The 21,427-nt window shown below is 52.4% G+C and carries 16 protein-coding genes; 8 read left to right on the top strand and 8 right to left on the bottom strand.

Annotated features, from left to right (window positions below; genetic code table 11):
* The 3 genes from ACQ66Q_RS10740 to ACQ66Q_RS10730 form a co-directional block, all read right to left on the bottom strand.
* Nucleotides 1–2,316, bottom strand: coding sequence for an efflux RND transporter permease subunit (locus ACQ66Q_RS10740; RefSeq protein WP_377245396.1), 2,316 nt, complete (start codon nucleotides 2,314–2,316; stop codon nucleotides 1–3).
* The gene (locus ACQ66Q_RS10735; RefSeq protein WP_430456794.1) at nucleotides 2,313–3,119 is read right to left on the bottom strand and encodes a TetR/AcrR family transcriptional regulator; all 807 of its coding nucleotides are present in this window, start codon (nucleotides 3,117–3,119) and stop codon (nucleotides 2,313–2,315) included. Before ACQ66Q_RS10735 ends, ACQ66Q_RS10740 begins: the two co-directional genes overlap by 4 nt.
* 97 nt (nucleotides 3,120–3,216) lie before the next feature.
* Nucleotides 3,217–4,674 (bottom strand): TrkH family potassium uptake protein, encoded by a 1,458-nt coding sequence (locus tag ACQ66Q_RS10730; RefSeq protein ID WP_430456793.1) that lies wholly within the window; start codon nucleotides 4,672–4,674, stop codon nucleotides 3,217–3,219.
* 188 nt (nucleotides 4,675–4,862) lie between these two features.
* Here ACQ66Q_RS10730 and ACQ66Q_RS10725 point away from each other — a divergent pair, with 188 nt between their 5' ends.
* The 6 genes from ACQ66Q_RS10725 to ACQ66Q_RS10700 all read left to right on the top strand — a co-directional run bounded on the left by ACQ66Q_RS10725 (nucleotide 4,863) and on the right by ACQ66Q_RS10700 (nucleotide 12,234).
* Nucleotides 4,863–6,362 (top strand): YifB family Mg chelatase-like AAA ATPase, encoded by a 1,500-nt coding sequence (locus ACQ66Q_RS10725; RefSeq protein ID WP_430456792.1) that lies wholly within the window; start codon nucleotides 4,863–4,865, stop codon nucleotides 6,360–6,362.
* 180 nt (nucleotides 6,363–6,542) lie between these two features.
* Nucleotides 6,543–7,580 carry a sensor histidine kinase gene (locus ACQ66Q_RS10720; protein WP_430456791.1) on the top strand — a complete coding sequence of 346 codons (1,038 nt, stop codon included), beginning with the start codon at nucleotides 6,543–6,545 and terminating at the stop codon, nucleotides 7,578–7,580.
* Nucleotides 7,577–8,704 carry a sensor histidine kinase gene (locus ACQ66Q_RS10715; protein ID WP_430456790.1) on the top strand — a complete coding sequence of 376 codons (1,128 nt, stop codon included), beginning with the start codon at nucleotides 7,577–7,579 and terminating at the stop codon, nucleotides 8,702–8,704. Before ACQ66Q_RS10720 ends, ACQ66Q_RS10715 begins: the two co-directional genes overlap by 4 nt.
* Nucleotides 8,670–9,398: a LytR/AlgR family response regulator transcription factor gene (locus tag ACQ66Q_RS10710; protein ID WP_430456789.1), complete on the top strand. Its 729-nt coding sequence runs from the start codon at nucleotides 8,670–8,672 to the stop codon at nucleotides 9,396–9,398. Before ACQ66Q_RS10715 ends, ACQ66Q_RS10710 begins: the two co-directional genes overlap by 35 nt.
* Nucleotides 9,399–9,691: 293 nt before the next feature.
* Nucleotides 9,692–11,665 (top strand): M6 family metalloprotease domain-containing protein, encoded by a 1,974-nt coding sequence (locus tag ACQ66Q_RS10705; protein ID WP_430456788.1) that lies wholly within the window; start codon nucleotides 9,692–9,694, stop codon nucleotides 11,663–11,665.
* 224 nt (nucleotides 11,666–11,889) lie between these two features.
* Complete coding sequence (locus tag ACQ66Q_RS10700; protein ID WP_430456787.1) at nucleotides 11,890–12,234, top strand: DUF3718 domain-containing protein; 345 nt, start codon at nucleotides 11,890–11,892, stop codon at nucleotides 12,232–12,234.
* Between the two features lie 196 nt (nucleotides 12,235–12,430).
* Here ACQ66Q_RS10700 and ACQ66Q_RS10695 read toward each other — a convergent pair whose 3' ends face one another.
* Nucleotides 12,431–13,018, bottom strand: a complete 588-nt coding sequence (locus ACQ66Q_RS10695; RefSeq protein WP_430456786.1) for a PEP-CTERM sorting domain-containing protein — start codon at nucleotides 13,016–13,018, stop codon at nucleotides 12,431–12,433.
* A gap of 188 nt (nucleotides 13,019–13,206) precedes the next feature.
* On the bottom strand, nucleotides 13,207–16,374 hold the full coding sequence (locus ACQ66Q_RS10690) for an SNF2-related protein (RefSeq protein WP_430456785.1): 3,168 nt from the start codon (nucleotides 16,372–16,374) through the stop codon (nucleotides 13,207–13,209).
* Between the two features lie 235 nt (nucleotides 16,375–16,609).
* Between ACQ66Q_RS10690 and ACQ66Q_RS10685 the strand changes: the two genes are divergently transcribed.
* A complete protein-coding gene (locus tag ACQ66Q_RS10685) occupies nucleotides 16,610–18,706 on the top strand; it encodes an amidohydrolase family protein (RefSeq protein WP_430456784.1) in 2,097 nt (698 codons plus the stop codon).
* Nucleotides 18,707–18,817: 111 nt separating this feature from the next.
* Here ACQ66Q_RS10685 and ACQ66Q_RS10680 read toward each other — a convergent pair whose 3' ends face one another.
* The 3 genes from ACQ66Q_RS10680 to ACQ66Q_RS10670 all read right to left on the bottom strand — a co-directional run bounded on the left by ACQ66Q_RS10680 (nucleotide 18,818) and on the right by ACQ66Q_RS10670 (nucleotide 20,755).
* The gene (locus ACQ66Q_RS10680) at nucleotides 18,818–19,252 is read right to left on the bottom strand and encodes a DUF3429 domain-containing protein (protein ID WP_430456783.1); all 435 of its coding nucleotides are present in this window, start codon (nucleotides 19,250–19,252) and stop codon (nucleotides 18,818–18,820) included.
* A 112-nt stretch (nucleotides 19,253–19,364) separates the two neighbouring features.
* Complete coding sequence (gene ubiA / locus ACQ66Q_RS10675) at nucleotides 19,365–20,225, bottom strand: 4-hydroxybenzoate octaprenyltransferase (RefSeq protein ID WP_430456782.1); 861 nt, start codon at nucleotides 20,223–20,225, stop codon at nucleotides 19,365–19,367.
* Complete coding sequence (locus tag ACQ66Q_RS10670) at nucleotides 20,222–20,755, bottom strand: chorismate--pyruvate lyase family protein (protein WP_430456781.1); 534 nt, start codon at nucleotides 20,753–20,755, stop codon at nucleotides 20,222–20,224. Before ACQ66Q_RS10670 ends, ubiA begins: the two co-directional genes overlap by 4 nt.
* A 246-nt stretch (nucleotides 20,756–21,001) precedes the next feature.
* Here ACQ66Q_RS10670 and ACQ66Q_RS10665 point away from each other — a divergent pair, with 246 nt between their 5' ends.
* Complete coding sequence (locus ACQ66Q_RS10665; RefSeq protein WP_430456780.1) at nucleotides 21,002–21,424, top strand: flagellar basal body-associated FliL family protein; 423 nt, start codon at nucleotides 21,002–21,004, stop codon at nucleotides 21,422–21,424.
* Nucleotides 21,425–21,427: the final 3 nt, after the last annotated feature.

Genomic DNA, 21,427 nt, shown 5'->3' with positions numbered 1-21,427 from the left:
TCAGACTCCGTTCGTATCAGCTGTCGATGACAGTGTTTTATAGGGTTTGCGGTCCAGTTTCAGCAGCACCGCCGGTAAAAATAAGAAATCAACAATCAGCGCGATCAGCAGAATAATGCCGGTCAACAGGCCCATATCAGAATTCAGCCGGAAATCAGATAACAACAACACCGAGAAGCCGATCACCAATACGACTGTGGTGACAACTAAGGCCCAGCCCACGCTATGGAAGGCATAACGCACCGCGTCTTCGGCGCTACGGCCCTCCTGACGGGCATGTTGATATTTGGCCAAAAAATGCACGGTATCGTCGACGATAATGCCGAGACTCATTGACGCCACCACCGACAAGCCCAGATTAATCTCACCGGACAACAGCTGCCAGACACCAAAGCCCAACAGCGCCGGCACCATGTTAGGCAACAAACTGATGGTGCCCAGTTTCCATGAACGCAGACTCAGCATCAGCAGCCCCGAGATCAGCACTGCAGCCAGCGGCAGGCTTTGCATCATGCTGGCCATATTGCGCTCACCGATATGCGCAAACATCAGCGCGGTACTGGACGCTTCGATCTGATACTGCGGATATTGCTGGCGAAACCACCCCAACGCCTTGTCTTCAATAGCAGTCATTTCTTTGCTACCGAGGTTTTGCATCGTAATGCCAACCTTAGTGGCACTTTTATCCAGATCCAGCTGATTACTTAAATCCAGACCAAACGGCAATGACATTTCGTACATCAATAAATACTGCGCCGCCAGCTCCGGGCTTTCCGGCAGGCGATAATACGCCGGGTCATCGCCATGCATACTTTTGTTCAGCCGTTTATAGGTGTCACTGATCCGGCTGACATGCTTCACTTCCGGCAGGCTTTGCAGGTAATCACCAAAAGCATCAATGGCTGCGATAAAAGCCGGCTCGTTGACACCGGATTCAATGCCAGTTTCGATGGAAAAATCCATCAACGATACGCCGCCGAGACGCTCTTCCATTAAATCAACAGCCTGACGGTACTCCGTGTTCTGCGAAAAGTATTTAACCGCTTCATCGTTAATCCGGTTTTGCATAGTCAGATAACCACCAAGCAGGGTTAGCACGACAGTACCAACCAAGATCGGGCCAGGCCGGCGAATGACAAATTCAGCCAACGCATCCATGCCGGAAAAATCTTTAGAATCATGGCCTGAACTGATTGGCAGTAAAGCCAGTAACGACGGCAGTAACAAAATAGTCAGTAGCCAGGCGATCATCACCCCCACCGCCACCATATTGCCGAAATCGCGTAAAATCGGCACTTCCGAGAAATTCAGTGTGACAAAACCTATCGCGGTGGTGGCACTGGTGATAAATACCGGCATCGCGTTCAACAGCATCGCCTGGCGGATAGCTTCAGGTTTGGCATGGCCCTGCCGCATCAAAAACTGCGTCGACGCAATCAGATGCACGCTGTCAGCGACCGCCAGCGTCATCACCAAAGTTGGCACATTGACCGTCGCGGTACTTAAGAACACGCCGGCCCAGCCGGCCAGCCCGAGCGTCGAGGTAATGGTCAGAATGATGATGATTACCACAGCAAAAGCGGCCAGTGCAGAACGCAGCATCAACGCCAGGATTAGCACTATCGTGACAAACATCATCGGCACCAGCAGGCTGGCGTCATGTTGCGCTTCGGCAGTAAAAGCATTGTTCAGTGCAATGACACCGGCCAGTTTAAATTGTACGGTCGGATGTTCTGCTGCCAGTTTTTCTGTCAGCGCCGCCACGTGGCTGTATACATCTGCCACTTCCTGATTCTGGTTTTTTTCCGGTAGTTGCACCGTAATATTCACCGCGGTCATCAGGCCATCTTCCGATACCAGCCGTTTGACTAGCGCGGGTTCATTCAGCACAACATTCTTGATTTTGCTTATCTTTTCTTCGTTTAAATCTGCCACATCCAGCAACAAATCTTCGACCAGCAAGTCGTCATCCTGTGCTTCGGTGTGCTGAAAATTGGTGATGGAGTCGACCCGCAGTGAATAAGGGGTTTGCCAGGCGGCGTCGGTCAGTTTTTTCACCACCGTTAATACTTCAGGGCTGAACACGTCGCCCTCGACCGGCACCACCGCCACCAGCATATTGTCGCTTTTATTAAACTGCGCCTGCATCCGTTCAAACGCCTGCATCTGCGGGTTGTCTTGCGAGAAAAAGATGCGGAAATCACCGCGGAAATACAGATTCTTCGCCCCGATACTGAACAACACTGTCACCAGCAGCACCAGTGCAATGGCCAGCCAAGGCCGTTGCACCGAATAATCTAACCAAGGATGTTTCATGCCTGCTCCTGCTTACGTGGCGATAATAGGGGGTCCGTGCCATCGGCAATTTGACTGCCGAACATCTGGCCAATCTGCTGCCAGCTTTGCTGGTAATCCCAACCGGATGACAGTGGCAACCAGCCCATGCCATCAAACAATAAATTGATACTGTGTAAATTAACTTGCGGCGCGGCCAAACCGGCAAAAAGTCCGAGCTGGCGCAGCGGTACAAACAGTGCGTTGCACCCAAATGCCAGCGCCCAGTTGATAAAAGACCATTGCTCCAGCGATACGCCCACTGGCAGCTGCAGACTGCCATCGTCCAGTGCGTCTGACAGCACATGCTGACAGTATTGCAGCAACTGCATTTCCAGTTGCTGGCGCTGCTGCAAGCGCGCTGGTGAGCTTTTTTCCATCACGCCCGGCGTCGCTGCACTAAGCAGACATAAAAACAACGTCGGCTCCGCAGCACTGAATTTGTGATAAGCATGATGTAGCGCCAAAGCACGCTCGCGGCTATGGCCGCTGAAGGTACTGGCGTGCTGAAACAACTGTAATAACCGTTGCAGAGAATCGACACTGAGCGCAGTCAGCACATCTTCTTTACTGGAAAAATGGTTATAGAGGGTGCCTTTCGAGACATCTGACAAGCTGGCGAGGCGGTCCATGGTCAGACCGGTGAAGCCGTCCTGACGCAGGACCTGCTGCGCCAGCTCCAACAACTGCTGTTCACGTTGCTGCCGCGCTTTGCTGCGGGGCGTTGGCGACAGTGCAACGGCGGGTGCCGCAGCGGGAGTCAAAGAAGACTTCACATCTGTCATCTGTCGATCCGTGAAAAGTTGACGGATCGTCATTTTAGGTGAAAACAACAGCAACGCAAGGCAAATAGACAAAAATCTGCCGGTGCCGCCAGCGGCGTTAAAAACGCCAGTACATCGGGGTAAACAACAACAGCACGGTCAGAATTTCCAACCGGCCCAATAACATACCAAAGCTGATCAGCCATTTGGCGCCATCAGGTAAACTGGCAAATGTGCCATCCGGTCCAATTACCGGCCCCAGGCCCGGACCAACATTACTGATCGCGGTCGCCGCGCCAGTCAGCGCCGTGACAAAATCCAGCTCATACATTGATAAGCCCAGTGCCAAGGCGCCTATTGAAGCAAAATATATAAAACAAAATGCCAGTACTGAACCAAGCAGCTGGTCATTGACCGGTTTACTGCCATATTTCTGTACCCAGACCGCATTCGGATGGACCAGCAGTTTAAATTGTTTAATCAGCAACAGGCCGGCAAGCTGCGTACGGAATATTTTCAGGCCGCCGGTCGTCGAACCAGAACAACCACCGGAAAAAGTCAGATAAAAGAAGATGATCAGCGCCAGGCCACCCCAGGCTGCATAGTTTTCACTGGCATAACCACAAGTGGTGATAATCGAAATGACGTTAAAAGTGGTATGGGTCAACGCGTCGAGCAACGGCCTGTCATTGTGATGATGCTGATACAACGTCAGCAACACTACACAAAACGCGGTGATCGACAAAAACGCCCGCACTTGTGGATCCCGCAATAACAGCCACTTATGGCCGCGCAAAGTGCCAACCAGCAGGACCAGCGGTAACGCAGACAGCAGCATAAAGACGGAGGCGATCCACAGCAATTCCGGCTGATCGTTAAAATGACCAAAGGATGCGTCATAGTTGGCAAAACCACCGGTGGCGACCGTCGTCATGCCATGGGTGATCGCATCAAATCCGTTCATACCAAACAGATAAAACAGCGTCATACAGCTGGCCGACATCGTCAGATAGACCACGCCAATCATCAGCGACAAACTGGAACTACGCGGCAGGATCTTCTCGGAAATATCCGAGTTTTCCGTTTTAAATAACTTCATCCCGCCGATTTTCAATGCCGGTAAAATGGCAATCGCCATCACGATAATGCCGACGCCGCCAATCCACTGCAGCACCGCACGCCAGAACAACAAGCCACGTGGCATGGTATCAAGGCCTTTGAGTACCGTAGCACCGGTGGTGGTGATTGCCGACACCGTTTCAAACACGGCGTCGACATAGCTGATGCCAGGCAGCACCAGCACAAACGGCAAAGTAGCAAATAAACAGATCGACACCCAACACAAGGTGGTCAGCAAAAATAGCTGGCGTTTCATCAACACAAAGTCGTGGCGGCCTTTGTACACCAAGCTGTAACCCACGCTGATCGTCAGCAGGCTGCTGGTCAGGTAACTCCAGAAACTTTGTTCATTAAAATACACTGCAACACCGGCGGTCAGCAGCATAAACATCGACAGGATCACCAGCAGATATCCGATCACCCGGTAAAACAGATAACGACTTTTTGCAGTTTGCACTTCTGTGATCATGGAGGCCCGGGCGAAATACGTCAGAAAAAACAGCTGAATGACTGATAAGGGGCCAGTGTAGCGGCTTCCGTGAGAAGAAGAAAGTCAGTGCGCCGACCGGTGTAAATCAACAAATTTATTTGCAATATATTAACCTTTTGCTAAACAGTTAAGTTTATCCCTTCGCAAGGATGTGTATGACACTGGCGCTGATCCACAGCAGGGCACGACTGGGGCTGGACGCTCCGGCGGTGACGATTGAAGTGCATTTGTCGGCTGGTTTGCCGGCGTTTCAATTGGTCGGTCTGGCGGAAACCACAGTGCGGGAAGCCCGGGACCGGGTGCGCAGCGCCCTGCTGACCTGTGGTTTTGACTTTCCGGATCGCAAAATAATCGTCAATCTGGCCCCTGCCGATTTACCCAAAGAAGGTGGTCGGTTTGATTTGCCGATCGCCATTGGCATTCTGGTCGCCAGCGGCCAGCTGCCCGCCTCTGCAGTAGGAGACACCGAATTTTATGGCGAGTTGGCGCTTTCCGGTGAGATCCGGCCTATTGTCGGTGAAATTCCACTGGCACTCGCCGCACAACAAGCCGGGCGCTCATTATTGTTGCCGATGCAAAACGCCATCGCAGCGCAGCAAATCCCTGACGCCGGTGTACTCGGCGCCTGGCACCTGCTACAGGTGCACAGCCATTTACTCGGTCAACAGGCATTGCCCGCCATCCCGGCACCAGTCGCGACACCTATAAATAACCCACTGTGTTTATCGGATGTTAAAGGCCAACAACATGCCAAACGGGCGTTAGAAATCGCTGCCTGCGGCTCGCATAATTTAATGATGTACGGCCCGCCTGGTACCGGCAAGTCGATGCTGGCGCAGCGTCTGCCCGGTATTTTGCCGCCGCTGACTTTCAGTGAAGCACTGGAAAGTGCCGCCTTGTATTCAATTGCCGCGTTGCCGGCGCCCGGCGGTTTTCGCCAGCGACCGTTTCGTCAGCCCCATCACACCAGCTCGGCACCAGCGCTGGCCGGCGGCGGTAAATTACCCAAGCCCGGCGAAATTTCGCTGGCGCATCATGGCGTGTTATTCCTCGATGAACTGCCGGAATTTCAGCGCCACGTGCTGGACGCGCTACGTGAGCCGCTGGAAACCGGCGTGGTACATATCTCCAGGGCCGGTCGCCAGGCCGAGTTTCCGGCGCAGTTTCAGTTGGTGGCAGCGCTGAACCCGAGCCCAACCGGGCATCACTTGGATGGCCGCGCCAGCAAGGAACAAATTCTGCGCTATCTGGCACGTATTTCCGGTCCGCTAACGGACCGCATTGATTTACAGCTTGAAGTGCCGTTATTGCCGGCCGGCCAGCTCAGTCAGGCCCAGACTGGCGACAGCAGTGCTCAGGTCGCGGCACGGGTATTGGCCGGGCGAGAACGTCAGCTGAGCCGTCAGGGCAAACCGAATGCCCGCCTCAGCAGCGGTGAGTTAGAACGCAGTTGTCCACTGCACAGCGCCGACAGCATCTTTCTGGAGCAGGCAGTGCAGCAACTGCAGCTGTCGAGCCGCAGCTTTCATAAATTATGGAAAGTCGCGCGGACTGTGGCCGATCTGGCCGATTGTACCGAGATCGACCGATCGCATTTACTTGAAGCCCTGAGCTACCGGGCTTTTGACAAATTGCTGCGCTATTTGCGTGAATAAGGAGGCCTGCGTGGATAAACCTGATCATAGTTGCAGCGCCGGACAAACCACAGTGTAACAATTAGGTTTCCCCGCTTATCCCTGCTCGTCCCAGCGCGGCCTCCGCTGAACCCGCACTTGCCCTGCACCCGGTCTTTGTTCATATACTGGCAGCCAACAGCCACCGCAGAGCCATCACAAATGCCGTTGGATTTAGCCCGTTTATTTCGTTTTAACCTGTGGTTCTGGTGCGCAGTCGCTTCGTTTGAAGTGATAAACCTGCTGCTGGAAGTGCTGGTGTGGAAGGAAAAACTCGAACTGAAATATTTTTTGTTGTCGATGGGCGCTTTAGTCGTGCAACTGGGCCTGACTAGCGCACTGATAACGGTGGCCAATCGCTGGCAGTTGTCGGCATTACGGTTATTTCTGGCTACGGCCGTGCTCGCGCTCTGCTACATCCCGCTGTTTAACTACGCCAGTATGTCGCTGTGGCAAAAATATGATTTTCATCTGAATTTATTACTCGGGCAGCTCGACACCCATGCGTTGGAAATTTTTGTCTGGGCGGCCGGTTTTCTCAGCTTTAACCGTTATTGTCAGCAGCAGGCTCAGCTGCAGGAATCACACCGGCTGGCGCAGAATATTCAGCAACTAGAATTACAGGCATTGCGGCATCAACTGAATCCGCATTTCACATTTAATGCACTGAATTCGGTTTGTGCGCTGCTGGAAGCGGAACGGTTTGACGACGCCGAGCTGATGTCGGAACAACTATCGACCTTTTTACGTTATTCGCTGAGTCACTCGCCCGATTCGTTGGTGCGGCTGGCCGATGAGCTGGGCGCGATTGAAGCCTATCTGACGCTGCAGAAAACCCGTTTTGGCGACAAACTGCGGGTGGACTGGCAAGTTGATGAACAGGTGAAACAACAACTGGTGCCGGCACTATTACTACAACCACTGGTAGAAAACGCGATCAAATACGCGGTGGCAGCCCGGCAAAATGGCGCCACAATCACCATTATCGGTAGTCAGCAGGACGGGCAGGTTCAGCTGTCGGTGCAGGATGATGGCCCTGGTGAGCAAACGCAGGCCAGTCACGGCACCGGCGTGGGCCTGCGAAATATCCGCGACCGGCTCTATCAGCACTTCGGCGAGAAAGCCCAACTGGTCGTACAAAGTCTGCCGGCCGGTTTTGTCGTTGCCATCGCGCTGCCGCAACAACAGAGTACATCATGATAAGCCCGACACCCGCAGCGACGCTGCAGCTGACCCGTTTCTGGTTCTGGCACAATCTATATTGGCTGGGTTATTTGTTAGTGAAATACACTCATCTGAGCTTGCTGATCCCACTGCAACAAGAAGCCTCGTTCCCGTATCTGGCCACCTATACGCTGATCACCGTGATTAATATTAGTGTCACCGGCTGGCTCGGCGCGCGGGAACTGGCGCGGCCGATCAGTCCGCAGCAGCAACTGAAACGCCTCGCGCTGTATCTGGCGCCATTGTTATTGCTGCTGATCCCGCTGCGACAATATCTGCTGACGCATTATGCGATGAAAAGCGGGCCCGACAGCATCACGCACTGGAGCCATTATTTTATCTTGGGTATTCAGTTGGTGTTATTGCCACTCTGCGGCTGGATCGGCGTATTTTTGCTGATGAAGCTGAATTTTTTCACGCTGCAGCAGCTGGAAAACCGCCAGCAATTGTTGCGACAAGCCCGCCAGGCCCGGTTGAAAGTGCTGCGGTATCAGGTTAATCCGCATTTTATGTTTAATACGCTCAATGCGCTGAATTCCCTGATCGTCAGCCGCAAAGGCTTTGCCGCCGAAGATTTAATTCAGCAGCTGTCGGCATTTTTACGGCACTCACTGAAGAATCAGGATGATCAGTGGGTGCCGCTCAAAGAAGAGTTGCAGGCGCTGGAGGCTTATCTTGCCATTCAGCAGGTCCGCTTTGGTGAACGCTTGGTGCTGGAATGGCAGCTTGATCCGGCATCTTCTGCTTTGTTGCCTGCACTGCAACTACCTACTTTATTGTTTCAGCCGTTGGCCGAACATGCCATTTTGGCAACTGTCGCCGAACACAGCGGCCCGATCCATTTACAGGTCGTGTTGCAACGCACCGCGCAATCTTTGTTATTTGCCATTCAGAGCGAAGCGACCGATCCACAAGCGCCAATCTGGCCTGAGCACTTAGTGCCGGCCAGTCTGCAACAACTGCGCGAACGACTGGAACTACTATTTGGCGATCGAGCCAGTCTGACTTTTTTAAAGCCGGCCAGCGGATTTTACGCCCGGCTGAATTTACCATTGGAGGTGTTATATGCAGCCCATCCGGCTGGTGATCGCGGACGATGAACCGCTGGCGATCAGTAATCTGAAAGCCAAACTTGCCAACTATCCGAACCTGCAAATCGATGCCTGTTTTGATAACGGCGACGACACGCTGACTTATTTACAGCAGCACCAAGTCGATTTGGTGTTTCTGGATATTCAAATGCCGGGGCTCAAAGGCATCGACATCCTGAAGCAATTGAACAAAGCATCGGCATTAAGTCCGCCACTGTTGGTGCTGGTCACAGCTTATGAGCAATATGCCTTTTCAGCCTTTGAGCATTTTGCTTTTGATTATTTGCTAAAGCCGGTATCGCGCCAGCGCCTGGCGCAGTGCCTGCTCGATGTGCGGACCACGCTGGACAAAAACCAGCCGCTCAGTGCAGTGGCGCAGCCGCATAAACTGACCTTCCGTACCGGCGCGTCAACGCTATTGCTGGATGACATCGATGTGCGAGTAATTGAAGCGGCCGGCAACTATATGTGTGTGCAGACTTTGTCAGAGAATCTGGTGATCCGGGAAACCATGAAAGAATTGCTGCAGCGGCTACCGGCGCATTTTGTGCAAATTCACCGCTCTATTCTGGTCAATCTGCACCATGTGCACAAAGTGAAAACCCACCACAACGACTATCAGTTCACTTTATCTGACGGCAAAGTGGTCAGTGCTTCAAGACGTTACAAACAAAACTGGGAAGGCCGGCTGGCCGAGCTCTAACCTGCCTGGCCCTGGTACTGTGAGCTGATGTGGCTCTACCGGGATTGGCCCTAAAAATCTTCATTTTGTTTCAAAAATAAATATTTTCGAATAACGAAGGCTTTTGAAGAATAAAAGCCTGTTCCTTTTTCATTCGAAATTCAAAAAAATATCACAGAAATATCATTTTTTTGCCGTCGTTGTTCCCGCTTTGCCTGGCCAAAACCGACTAGTCTGGAGCCGGATCTGCTAACACAGACCGTCCAGTAGCCACAGAGCTGCATCATCCAACATTTTGCAACAGGAACACCGCCATGCCTTATACATTTCGCCTGCAGGCTTTTTCAGCTGCCTGCTCAGCAGTGCTATTAAGTACCGTGCTGACCAGCACAGCCAGTCTTTGGGTCAGTACAGCCCAAGCCGCAATCCCTTATGCCAACCAGCCCTTTCAGTTCCGCCAACCCGGCGGAAACATGTTAACGATCTATTTGTCCGGCAACAGTTTTTTCGCCGAACAACGGTTAGCTGACGGCCGGTTGGTGATCTACGACGCGCAGTTAAAGGGTTATGCCTATGGCCGCGTCAGTGCCGACGGTAACAGCATTGAATCAACCGGACAGCTGGCGTTACCGCCGGCCAAAGCCAAAGCAGATCAGCCGGAGGCTACAGCAGAAACATCGATGCTGCAGGCAGAACCGGGTTTATCCGCCGCCGCCAGAGCTGCCTTGGTGAAACAAGCGCAACAACAGTTATTCGGTCAACTGCAACCAGAGCACACAGCGCATTTGCATGACGAACCAGCTGACGACGCCGCGGTGTTGGCCACAGATATCAGTACCAGCGCTTTGCCGGCTACCGTCAAAGGCCTGACCGTGATTATTCAGTTCCCGGATCAGGCCGGTACCATCAGCAAAACTCAGGTCGAGAGTTTCCTCAATGACCTCAATTACAGCGGCTTTGGCAATGCGCAGTCGGTACGCGGTTATTTTCGCACTGTGTCGGCTGGCAAACTGGATTATCAGAACAGCGTGACGCGCTATTACACCGCAAAGAAGAACAAGGCCTATTATGCCGATAACAGCCAGTCGGCATCGGTGCGGTCAATGGAGTTGATCTCGGAAGCGTTAAACTGGCTGGATAAAACTGAAGGCTTTGATTTTTCTACACTGACCACCAACAGCAGCAAACAAATTCTCGGGCTGAATTTCTTTTATGCCGGTGAAGCCGACAGCGCCTGGTCCAAAGGCTTATGGCCACATATGGGCGGTCTGTCGCCCAAATTCTGTGCTGACGGCGTCTGTACGTCGCGTTATCAAATCACCAACATGGGCAGCAATATGGCCATCGGTACTTTTGTCCACGAAAGTGGCCATTTGTTATTCGGTTGGCCCGACTTGTATGACTACGACGGCAGCTCTGAAGGCTCAGTCGCCTCATTTTGCCTGATGGGCTATGGCGCCATTGGCGCGCAGAACAAATTTAAACCGACGCCGCCGGTCGGCGTCTTACGTCATCTGGCTGGCTGGGACAGCGTGATTGAACTGAACCCGAAACTGAATAGTCAGGCGCCGTCTGGTTTGCTGAGCCATACCTCAGAAAGCCATCAGCTGTATCGCTGGAGCAATCCGGCCAATACCGCAGAAGCGTTTTATCTGGAAGCCATTCACCAGAGCGGCCAGCAACAATACCAGCCAGACCAGGGCCTGGCAGTCTGGCACGTCGACCCGAGCGGTGATAACTCCAATGAATGGAAACCTTATATCCAGATGGAGCACGCCGACGGCAAGCGCGACCCGGAAAACAAACGCAATCGCAGTGATGCCACCGACTTATACGACGGTAACAGCAGCGCTGAATTTAACCGTAATTTCCCCAATGCGCTGACCAGCAAAGGCACCAACAGTCTGTGGTGGAATGGCACCGATTCAGGGTTTGCGTTGGCGCAGATCAGCACACCGGCACCGACCATCAGCTTTTCGTTGGTGGCAGCGGCCAACGGAGAAACCTACAGCGGCACCCTGGCCAGTGGCGCGCAGGCGATAGTGCCAAACAACAGTTATTTTCAGTACGGTGGCGGCACTATCCGGCTGACACTAACCGGGCCGGCGACCGCGAATTTTGATTTATACCTGCAGCGCTGGAATGGCTCCAGCTGGGTCAATGTGGCGCAATCCACTTCAGGCACGGCAAAAGAATCATTAAGTTATGCGGCCAACAGCGCCTATTACCGGGTACTGGTCAAAGCAGTCAGTGGCAGCGGTAGTTACACGCTAAAACTGGAGAAATAACCGCTACGCCACGATCGCCCGACGCGATCGTGGCCATTTTTGCGCCAAACATCGGCCTTTTATCCCGGCCAAATCAGCGCTGGTCACTTCATCACCTGCCCGCTGCCTGCCATCCCTTTTGCTCAGACAACCCGTCCGATCCACCCGACAATACCGCCATCACCGCGCTTGTACTGACGACGCGGCCAGCACCTGAGCCAGCCAATAACCCCGAGGGATACGCAATGAACACCATGACTTTATTACGCAGTGCCGCATTAACCATCACAGTTGCCACCAGTCTGGCAATGCCCGCCACCGCCAGCAAAGGCGATCTGTCTTATATCGACCAAGCCGTGTTGAGTGTCTGCGTGGAAGCCGCCCAGGACGACGCCTTTGGTCTGGTAAAAACCTTAAAAGCCTATCGCATCAGCAAAGACAACGCGGTGAAAAAAGTGGTGTGTAACAGTCAGCCGCTGGTCGACTTCGCCCGCACTGAACAGGCACATAAAGTGGTGAAACTGTTAACGCCGGTCGAGAACCGGATCAATGGCAATGTAACAATTAAAGATGTGGATGCACCGCTTTGAAAGCGGTTGGCCAGCTAAATCACCCGCAAGGTATTTGCCCTGCGGGTTTCCCTTTTAATCACGATGATCGGTCTCAATTGTCAGGGACTCAGTTTGCAACAACCGCTAGGGCGTGTTGCACGGGTAACACACCAAAGAAAAAGCCGGACAAGGATCCGGCTTTAGCAGTACAAAACGCGTTGCAGCGCGTTCGTGTTTACTTCTGGCGACGACGGCGCAACATAAGACCCGCAAAACCTAAACCCATCAGCGCCAGAGCGCCAGGGGCAGAAACGGCTTTTGTTTCTTCATTAAAAGTGAAATCGTCCATAGCCCAGTGGCTTTGATTCGTTTCTTTATTGAAAATGTGCAATTGATCAATATCGTTCCAGTTTAAACCGATCCACAGTGGATTTTTTGTATCCAGCGCAAATTTTTGGCTGCTATATAACAGATTGCCGTTTTTATAACCTGAAAACCAAATTGATTGATTCTCCCACGCAGATGTCCAATAAGCACCGTTGAACTTAAAAGTACCTGGGCCAGCTAAGCTAATAACATTACCGCTTTTGGCATACCAATTTAATACAGTCATTGAGCCAGACACCGTACCCAAATCATAACCGGAGCCTGGGTGATAATTTTTATGAATTGCATAAATCCCTTGACCACCACTAGTCCAGTTAAAACCGGCATACCCATTACCAACCGGAGCAAGGCTCGAAAGATCTTCGAAATCAACTACTGTCGCTTGAGCATTAAGGGCTACAGCGGCCAGCAGACTTACAATCAGCTTGATTTTCATATCATTTCCTTTAATTAGACAAACGGATGCTTTGATGTGTCATAGCAATTGACGTGCCATAAAGGCAAAATTGTAATTCATTGATTTACAAATAAATAATATGATGAAACAAATAATTTTACACAAATAGTAAAAATAACTGACACATTGTGCAAAATAAAGTCCGATTCTTGAAGCCTCCGACAATCTCAACCATCGCCGAACAGCGCCAGTAAATCCATCGCGCTGCCTTGCCATGGCTGACCTTGAGTGCCGGCGAACAGCTGATCAGCAAGGCCACGTTTGTATTGCTGCATCTGCTGCACTTTTTCTTCGACGGTGTGGCGGGCGATCAGCTTATAAACAAACACCGCCTTGTCCTGGCCGATGCGGTGCGCACGGTCGGTCGCCTGATTTTCCGCTGCCGGATTCCACCATGGGTCATAGTGAATTACAGTATCTGCCGCGGTTAAATTCAATCCGGTGCCGCCGGCTTTGAGGCTGATCAGGAAAATCGGATTGTCGCCGTGTTGGAAATCGTCGATTTGTTGTTGGCGGTTTTTGGTCTGGCCGGTCAGTTTGCTGTACGGGATGCCGAGATACTGCAGTTCCTGCTCGATTAAGCCCAGCATACTGGCGAACTGACTGAACAACAGAATTTTACGGCCTTCTTCAATCATCTCGGGGACGTTGTCCCTGAGCCATTCCAGTTTGGCGTTATGTTTAACCGACTGCGCCTGTTCAATCGGCACCAGACGCGCATCGCAACAGGCCTGGCGTAGCTTCAGCAATGCATCGAGGAATTCGATTTGACTGGCCGCCACGCCTTTTTTCAGGAACAGCTCCCGCACTTTGGTTTCCATCACCAGCCGGATACTTTCGTACAAATTGCGCTGGTCATGCTCCAGTTCCAGCAACTGGATAATCTCGGTTTTTTCCGGTAGCTCGGTCGCGACCTGATTTTTGGTGCGGCGCAGCATAAAAGGCGCAATGCGTTGTTTCAACGCATTGGAACGTTCCATATCGCCTTGTTTTTCAATAGGTTTACGGAACACTTGCTGGAAATAGGTTTCAGTGCCCAGCAGGCCCGGCAACACAAAATCAAACAAGGATTTCAGCTCACCCAAATGATTTTCCAGCGGCGTGCCGCTCAGGGCGAGGCGGAATCCGGCTTTGAGTAACCGCACTGCTTGTGCCGCCTGACTACCGGAGTTTTTAATATGCTGTGCTTCATCCAGCACCACCAGGCTAAAACGCAGATGCTGGTAGACCTTGATATCGCGCACGATCAGCGGATAAGTGGTGACCAGCAAATCATAATCACCCAGTTGTTCAAACAAATGCTGACGTTTGCTGCCATAGATTTGCAGCACCCGCAGTTCCGGCGTGAACCGTGCCGCTTCCTGCTGCCAGTTGCCGAGTAAACTGGTCGGACAGACAATCAGCACGGGCTCATTCAGCCGGCCGGCTTCCCGTTCACTTTGGATAAAACTAAGCGTCTGCAGGGTTTTACCGAGCCCCATGTCGTCGGCCAGAATACCGCCAAGGCCATAGGTACGCAGAAAACTGAGCCAGTTCAGACCTTGTTGCTGATAAGGCCGCAAAGTCGCCTGCAGCCGCGCCGGCACCGGAACTTCAGCGATGCCATCAAACTGCTGCAGCTGGGAACTTAAATTCGCCACCCGGCTGGCATTGAGGTATTTCACTTCGGCCGCGCCCGGTGGCGGTAAAATTGCCGCTTTGTAGTCGGGCAGTTCCAATTCCAGCGGGTCTTTTTGCAGGTTCAGCAGCTCGACAATAGTGTCGATCAGTGGCTGGATTAAACTCACCGGCAATGCCAGCTGGCCTTGCGGTAACTTCAGCCAGATTTCCTGCTGCGCAGTCGGCAGACCATATTGACGCAACCACTGCGTGATCAACGGCAACAGCGGCACTTGCACGCCATCAACCTCCACTTCAATGGCGACACCGAAACCGCCTTTGGCTTTGTCCTGCACTTTCAGATAAGGCCGGTCGCTCAGAATGGCCTGATTAAAATTGCTGTCCTGCTCGACGCGCCAGCCGGCGTCGCGCAGTTCCGGCAAGGCTTGCAGCAGTTGTTGCCATAACAATGGGTTGTCCGGGCCTTCGCCGGTGCCGAAGCTGGCTTTATCTTTGGCCGGATCCAGCTGGACCAGCCCAAGTTCAGTCAGTTGCTCCAGTGCCTGCACTTCGATATGACGCTGACGTTTGATAAACAGCCGTTCGTTATTGTGTTGAATTTCGGTCTGATGCGCCGTTAAATCCAGCGGCAGCCGATGGCCGCCGTAATCAAAACTGAGCAGCGCTCTGTCCTGACCGCCATCGGTCTGGCCCAGTTTTAACACCGGAACTGCATCGGCTTCGAGCCGGCTTAAGCCGACTCCACGCGGGATGGGCAGGCTGACATTGGCAAACAACTGCTGCAACCGCACCAGACTATCGGCCGCTGCATTGGCCGGTACCGGCGGCATCCGCGATAACAGCTTCAGCTCGCGGCCACTCAGTTCAGTGTCCAGCAGTCCCAGCTGATAATTGCTGGTGTCGAGATAACAAGGCGGTTGGGTGTAAATCACTTCCAAATCAGCATCGTCGCCTAAATCCCATACCAGCGTGTAACCGTCTTTGCCCGCCAGCCAGTGCAATTGCAGCGGGCGTGCTTTGCTCCAATGCAACGGATGCCGTGCTTCGCCAAAATAACAGCGGCCGGTCGCCATGATTTGTTGCAACAGCGCATAACCCCAGTCATCTTCCAGCAGGGCCTGATCTTTTAAATTCTGTGCGCGGAATAAATTCAGCAGCCGAAAGTCCGCTTCTTCAATCCAATATGGCTGTAAATAACCGGAGAAATCCTGGGCGCTAATCGCCGTGCCTTTGCTGTAACCGCCTTTTTTACTGCTTTTGACGCGCCGGGGATACAACTGCAGACCACTCTGGCCGTAGCTAAGAATATAAAGCACCACTTCGCGCAGCTTGTTGCTGTCTACTGACTGACCGGTCTGACGCTCGGCGTCCGCGAACCATTGCGTCAGCTGGCGCAGTGGCAATTGCTGCAAATCAACCTGCTGATGCTCCCATGATTGTTTCAATTTCAGCAACACAGCCAACACATGTTTACAACGACCGCCGACTGGGCAACTACAGGAATCCGTCAGAAACCAATCACCATCCTGTTGTTTTAACGACAAATATTGCCGGTATGGCGCCAACGCTTCGCCCCAGACCTGTGCACTGATCGACGATAAATCTTCGTTGTACTCCAGTTTGATCACTTTACCCGCCTGCCAGTAGGCACGCGCACGCTGAAAGGTCGCAGGATCAAACCAGAGTTGTAATTGCACAGGACTTATCGGAAACACAGCAGGGTTATTCCTTCACGGAAAAAAGGCAAACCGCTAGTCTACCGCAATGCAGCATGATGCCAAAGCGTCCAGCCGGATCTTTGGTCGATTTCTGCAACTAAGCACTGTCCGGACTGTTACAAAAAGCGACCAACGACCGGAAAAGTCCGGTCATATTGGCTGAGTACATTGCGTACCATTGGCCAAATTGCATTATGCTGGCTGCTCGAGCGAGAAAAACCGGGAACATCTAATGAAAATCAAAACCCTCAGCTTGCTGACGATGCTGGCTTTTGCCCAGCAGGCGTTGGCGGCAGAACAAACCAAATACACCATTTTGGTCGACAACGGTGTCAAAGCCGGTGAGCAGATTGTCGATATCAACGACAACGGCGAGACCTCAGTCCGGTTTATTTTTAAGGACAACGGCCGCGGGCCGGAAATTAACGAAACCATTAAGCTGAATAAAGACGGCTTTATCACCGACTATCAGGCCAAAGGCGCAACAACCTTTGGCTCCGTCGTCAATGAGACTTTTAAAGTCGAAGGCGGCACAGCCCGCTGGAGTACCGGCAAAGAACAAGGCAGCGCCAAATACAGTCAGAATGCGATGTATCTGCCCGTTGATGGTACGCCGCAGCTGGCCACTATTGCTATTGCGGCCATGGCGAAAAGCGGTAAAAACAGCCTGCCATTACTGCCAAGTGGCACGCTGCAACAGCAAGTTGCTGGCGAGCTCATCGTCGAAAATGCCGGTGAAAAACAACAAGTGCAGTTGCTGGTCCAGACCGGCGTTGGCTTTGAACCGAATTTTGTCTGGGCTACTAAAGGCGAAAAACCACGGCTGTTCGCCAGTATCGCCCCCGGTTATCTGACACTGATTGAAGAAGGCTGGCAAGGTAACGCCGACGCGATGCTGGCTCTGCAGCTTAAAGCCGAAACTCAGTTGCTGGAAAAAATGGCCACAGAGCTGCCAAAAGAACTGCACGGCCTGACCGTCGTGCGCAATGCGCGGATCTTTGACAGCGTCACGCTGCAGGTCGGTACGCCAAGCGACATTTATCTGCTGCGCGGCAAAATCACCACAATAGTGCCGGCTGGCTCGCTACAAAGCCCGGTGCAGCATGAAATCGACGCCGCCAACCGCATCGTAGTGCCAGGTTTGTTTGATATGCATGGCCACATTTCACGCTGGGAAGGCCCATTACATCTGGCCGCTGGCGTGACCACACTGCGCGATATGGGTAACGACAACGCCAATATGCAGCTGATGATCGATGAAATTGCTCACGACCAATTGCTGGCTCCGACCATAGTGCCGACTGGCTTTCTCGAAGGCGAAAGCCCGTACTCGTCACGCAGCGGTTTTGTGATCAAAGACTTAGCTGGCGCTAAACAGGCGATTGACTGGTATGCCGCGCATGGTTATCCGCAGCTGAAAATCTACAACTCTTTTCCGAAAGCCATCTTAAAAGACACTGTCGCCTACGCGCATAGTCGCGGCCTGCGCGTCAGTGGCCATGTGCCGGCATTTTTAAAAGCGGAAGATGTCATTGCGGCCGGTTTTGACGAAATTCAGCATATCAACCAGTTACTGCTGAACTTCCTGGTCAAGCCAGAAACCGATACCCGTACGCTCGAACGCTTCTACCTGCCAGCGAAACAAGTGGCCGATTTAGACCTGCAAAGCAAAAAAGTACAGGATTTCATCAAATTACTGAAAGACAATAACCTGTCAGTCGACCCGACACTGGCGACTTTTGATTTCCTGAAAAAGGTCGACGGTACTGTCGGTGAACCCTGGCGCGCCATTGTGAAAAACCTGCCGCCAGATGTGCAACGCGGCTATGCCCGTGCCGAACTGGATATTCCGGATGACGCGACCGCAGCCCGCTACGCCAAGTCCTACGCCAAAATGGTTGAGTTCGTCGGCATGATGTACAAAGCCGGCATTCCGGTGGTGGCAGGAACTGACGAACTGGCCGGTTTTACTTTGCAAGGTGAGCTGGAACTGCTGGTCAAAGCCGGTTTAACCCCGGCGCAGGCGCTGCAGGTAGCCACGTTAAACGGCGCGAAATTCAGCAAAGTGGCTGAGTCCAAAGGCCAGATCAAACCTGGCTTTGATGCGGATTTATTGCTGGTGGACGGCGACCCGACAAAAAATATCGGCGATATCCGGCAGTTGGCGTTAGTCGTCACGCAAGGCAAAGCCATGGTGCCATCGCAGATTTACCAGCGTATTGGTGTGCAGCCTTTTGCCAAAACCACAGTGACTATCCGTGATTTTGCTGAACCTGCCGGCAAAGCCGCCAGTGGTGGCGCCAGAACCGGGCATCGGCATATGCATTAAGTCCGCAACATGGCGAACCATCGATAGACAAAACAAACCCGGCAGCCGCCGGGTTTGCTTTATGCACAGGACGTGCGGTAAGTCGAAATTGCAACAGCAATATTTTGGAGTTTACATCAACAAAAACAGCAATAAAGCGGCATGACAGCCGACCACAACTGTGGTCAGTTGTTTGCGCAGCTGCAAATAGGCCGGGTGGTATTGTTGATCGAGCTCAAACCAACGCTCACCTAAACGCAACACCACAAACAATAACAACTCGACGCTGAGCGTCGCGGCATTCGGTAAAAAGCCTGCGAGAAAACTCAGTACCGGCAAACTGACGGCGAAAACGGCCAAAGGCCAAACGGACAAGCGCTGCGACCAGACCGGCCACAACACTCCCGCCATAAAGCCCAGAATAATGGCGCTGTAGCGCTGAAACATCGCCAGCGCGTCAAAGCCCGGTACCGGGAAAAATGTCAGCAGACTCAGTGCCAGAAACGGCAACAGACCGAGATAACCGAGGATATGTAAAGCGGGCATAGTGCTCTTGGAATTGGCCATTTAGAAAACCTTACGGCAAAGCGCTGCATTTGGATCGCAGTACCATAACATCTGTGTATGTCAGGATGTGTAGAAGCCGGCAGAATGCCTGAAAAATGCACTCAACAGTCAATCACTGCCCCAGCACAATGCCAGCAAACAACACCGCCCCCACATAATGATTATGCAAAAAAGCGCGGAAACACCCTTCTCGGCCCAGGCGTGCCAGCCGGTGCTGGTAGAAAAATAACAGCAGCACAATCAACAGCGCATAACTGTAAGCTTCGCCGAGCCCGGCCAGCTGACCGGCAAACTCTAACAACGCCAGCGTACCAAGTTGCAATAAAGCGATGATCCAAAAGCCATAACGACCAAATAACCGCGCGGTCGATTTCACACCAATTTTTTCATCGTCGGCCTGATCAACCATCGCATAAAACGTATCGTAGGCAACTGTCCACAGCAGGTTGGCGCTATACAACACCCACACCAGCAACGGCAACTGGCCCTGAATGGCCATAAAACTCATCGGCATGCCCCAGCTAAACGCCGCTCCCAGCACGACTTGTGGCAGGTGCGTGACCCTCTTCATAAAAGGATAAATCGCGGCGAGCAGCACAGCGACACCGCTTAACAGTATTGTTTGCCAGTTCAGAAACAGCAGCAGGCTGGCCGACAGCGCCAGTAACAGCGCGAACAGCTGCAATGCCTCGGTACTGCTGACGCGACCAGCTGCCAATGGCCGGTTTTTGGTACGCTCAACCGCGCCGTCAAAATGGCGATCGGCATAATCGTTGATAACACAACCGGCAGAGCGCATCAGCACCACGCCAAGGCCAAACACCAACAACATCGTCAGACCCGGATAACCATCAGCGGCCAGCCACAAAGCCCAGGCCGTTGGCCATAACAGCAGATAAATGCCAATAGGCTTATCTAACCGCATCAGTAGCTTATATTCAGGCCAATGCGCGAGAGTCAGTTGCCAGCTCATACTCTGATAAACTCCGATAAAGCAGGTAAATACAGCTCCTGCACCAATAATTCATGTTGCGACAAGGTGAAAAAGGAACGGCGGCCCCAAAGCTGTGGCAACACGCCAAGTCCGGGCAATTGCAGCCCTTCTGCAAAATCAGCAATTTCGATAGCGCTGCGGTTGAGCTGTGGCTGGGTGAAAATATAATGACCCAGTGGCACAGCACCAAGCGTTGCCAAAGGTTGCAGCGCCAGCACTGTGTGATCAGGCAAAAAACTCTGCGCGTAGATACAGGGCTGCTGATCGAGCAATAACACCACTTCCCGCAACAGTCCGTGCCGGGTATGCCAGCGCTGCTGTAAAAATGCAGGGAGTTCAATGTTTTGTTGTCGCACTAAATTCAGGCTAAATGCGCGACCGGTACGCTGCAAACGGGCAGTTAATGAACCGGCTTCCAACAACCAGTCCAGCCAAATTGGCGCAACCCCTGCTGGTATTTTTTCAGACCAGTTTGCCTGCCAAATCGGCGCCATATCGACATCACTCAATCAAACACCTGTAATACCGCAGTCACATCAAGGCGGGCATCATAACAAGTTCTGCAGTCAGATTTCATCCGGCAAAGCGACAGCAGCAAAAACGCCTTTGACAGTGCGGGCAAAATCAACCATAAATCCAGACAGCGCCATCAACAATGTTGCTGATTATTTTCTCTACCCCCCTGCACTCTGAGGATAGTGTTCTGCAGTGCTCTCGGGTAAACTTGTTAACAAATCACTTAAACGGACTCTGCTGTGTTAGCCAACAAGACTCTTTTCGGCCTTATCTTCCTGTTGTTCGTGCCTGTTGTTTTCGCTCAGGATGCTGCACCGGCAGCGGCACCAGCCCAGCCTAAAGTGGTGTACCACGGCTTTGACCCTGATATCGTTACAAACTATGTCTCTGACAGCCAAAAGTCGCTGGGTTATGTCCGGGTCACAATGGAATTGATGATTAAAGATGAAAAATTTCTGCCGATGATTGAACATCATGAACCGCTGATTCTGGATGCCATTGTTGGTGTATTTGGCAAAGAAATGGATACGACGATTAAATCGTTACAGGGCCGCGAAGAAGTCCGGATGAAGATCCTGCAAAAAGTGAATGAATTACTGAAAAAAGAAACAGGCGCGGAATTGGTACAGGACGTGTTATTCACCAAATACCTGTACCAGTAATCT

Origin of the sequence: Rheinheimera sp., from assembly GCF_965283995.1 — a bacterium.
GTDB lineage: Bacteria > Pseudomonadota > Gammaproteobacteria > Enterobacterales > Alteromonadaceae > Pararheinheimera.
Note: the sequence above shows the minus strand (reverse complement) of the source record. Positions and strands in the feature narration are given on the sequence as shown.